The 2142-nt window shown below is 72.9% G+C and carries 3 protein-coding genes; 1 reads left to right on the top strand and 2 read right to left on the bottom strand.

Features of this window, described 5'->3' with window-relative positions; all coding sequences use genetic code 11:
- Positions 1-392, bottom strand: a 392-nt coding sequence (locus IQ216_RS13610; protein ID WP_193815894.1) for an AAA family ATPase, incomplete at its 3' end; no start/stop codon positions are given.
- Positions 389-1594, bottom strand: coding sequence for an exonuclease SbcCD subunit D (locus tag IQ216_RS13615; protein WP_193815895.1), 1206 nt, complete (start codon positions 1592-1594; stop codon positions 389-391). The genes IQ216_RS13615 and IQ216_RS13610, both read right to left, overlap by 4 nt.
- A 40-nt stretch (positions 1595-1634) precedes the next feature.
- Between IQ216_RS13615 and IQ216_RS13620 the strand changes: the two genes are divergently transcribed.
- A partial coding sequence (locus IQ216_RS13620) for a PfkB family carbohydrate kinase (protein ID WP_228007539.1) occupies positions 1635-2142 on the top strand: 508 nt, incomplete at its 3' end.

Raw genomic sequence — 2142 nt, forward strand, 5'->3', positions numbered from 1 at the left:
ATCCCGGAGGCCACCGGTTGCTGTTCCTCCCCCTGGCAGCGCCAGAGGCTGGCCCGGGCGGGCTTGCTGGTGGTGCCCTCGCCGCGGCTCTTGGCCACCTCGCAGGCGGCCTGGCGCTCCACCCGCCAGCGTGCTCCGGCGGCGGAGAACTCCAGCACCACCTGGGGAATGGCCTGGGGCGGCGCATGGTCGGAGCGCAGGCCCTTGACGCTGCGTTCCCCGCTCACGTCGCCGTAGAGGGCGAAGCAGAGGGCATCGAGCAGGTAGGTCTTGCCGGCTCCGGTGCTGCCGTGGATCAGGAACAGGCCATCGCGGGAGAGGGTATCGAAGGGGATCGTCACCGCCTCGGCGTAGGGCCCGAAGGCCTGCATCTCCAGCTGGTGCGGCCTCATCGCTCCCCCGTTCTGCCGGCTGCCGCCAGGGCCTGCCGCAGCAGCTGCTCCTCCGCCGGCAGCGGAGGGCGGCCCTGCTGATCGGCGAAGAAGGCCAGCAGGCGCTGTTCAGGACTGCGGGCGGCCCGGATCCGCTGGCTGCGGGCGCTGCTGCTCAGGGCTTCGCCCTCGGGCCGCCGGTGTCTCAGTTCCACGACATGGGGGAAGCGCTGCCGCAGCCGCGCCATCGCCTGCTGGGGCAGCAGCGGGTCGGTGAGCTCGGCCCGCACCCAGGCCTGCTCGGCAGCGGCCAGCTCGGGATCCTGCAGCAGTTTCTCCAGGTCGCCGCTGAGGCTGCGCAGGGGCCGCCCCACCCCCAGGGGAACCACCTCCACGCTGGGGCTGCCATCGGCGGCGAGCTCCACCAGCCGCACCGACTTCACGTGGCTCTCCTCCGAGAAGGAGTAGGGCAGGGGGGTGCCGCTGTAGGCCAGGCGCGGACCATCCAGCTGCTGGGAGCGGTGCAGGTGGCCGAGCGCCACGTAGTGGAACCCCTCGAACATGGCCACCGGCACCGCTTCGGCATGGCCCACCGAGAGCTCCCGCTCCGACTCCGAACTGCTGCCGCCTGCCACGAAGGCATGGGCCACCAGCACCGAGCGGCTGCCGGGGCGGCGGGCCAGGTCGGCACGGATGCGGTTGAGGGCCAGCTCGGTGACCTCCGGGTGGCGCAGGCGCTGGCTGGTGAGGGGCTGCTCCGCGTCCTGTTGCAGACCGGGCCCATCCAGCAACGGCTCCAGGTAGGGCAGTGGATAGATGGCCACGGGGCTGCCGCCAGAGCGGGGGCTGAGCAGCACGGGTTGATCGGAGCGCTGCCAGCGGCCCCGGATCGTCACCTCCAGCGCCGAGAGCAGCTCGTCGTACACCGATACGCGCACGTGGGAGTCGTGGTTGCCGGCGATCGCCACCACCGCCGCCCCGTTGCTGCGCAGGCGGGCCACGGTGTCGGTGAACAGGCGCACCGCCTCCGCCGGGGGGATGGCGCGGTCGTAGAGGTCGCCGGCGATCACCACCAGCTCCACCGCTGCCTCGCGGCTGAGCTCCACCAGCCGGTCCATGGCCTCGGCCTGGGCGGCCAGCAGGTCGTGGCCGTGGAAGCTGCGGCCCAGATGCCAGTCGGAGGTGTGCAGCAGCCGCACCGCGGAGCCCTCACTGACCGCCATTGTGGAGCCTGCGGTCGCCGGGCACGGCCCGGCCGCGTCGATGCCGTTGTCCACTGCACCGATCAGCCCTTTTGCGCCCCTGCCCCTGGAGGCCCTGCCGCCGCTGCAGCCGCTGCTGCTGGCCGTGGTGGGCCATGTGGAGGTGGTCACGTTCCTGGAGGTGGAGCACCTGCCCCGGCCGGGCGACATCCTCTCCTGCCCCTCCGCCCTGGAGTTGCCGGCGGGGGGCGGCGCCGTGGTGGCCGTGCAGCTGGCGCGGCTGCTGGGGCGGCCGGTGCCCTTCTTCACCGCCCTGGGCAGGGATGCGGTGGGGGAGCAGGCGGCGGCGGCGCTCACGGCCCTCGGCCTCGACCTCCAAGTCGCCTGGCGTCAGGCTCCCACCCGCCGCGGCCTCACCTTTGTGGATCGCAGCGGCGAGCGCACGATCACCGTGATCGGCGAGCGGCTCAGTCCCGTGGCCATCTATCCACTGCCCTACCTGGAGCCGTTGCTGGATGGGCCCGGTCTGCAACAGGACGCGGAGCAGCCCCTCACCAGCCAGCGCCTNC

Origin of the sequence: Cyanobium sp. LEGE 06143, from assembly GCF_015207535.1 — a bacterium.
GTDB lineage: Bacteria > Cyanobacteriota > Cyanobacteriia > PCC-6307 > Cyanobiaceae > NIES-981.

What these genes read in the sequence shown, in the direction of transcription:
- IQ216_RS13615 (WP_193815895.1), bottom strand. Translation starts at nt 1,594, where the DNA reads ATGGCGGTCAGTGAGGGCTCCGCGGTGCGGCTGCTGCACACCTCCGAC.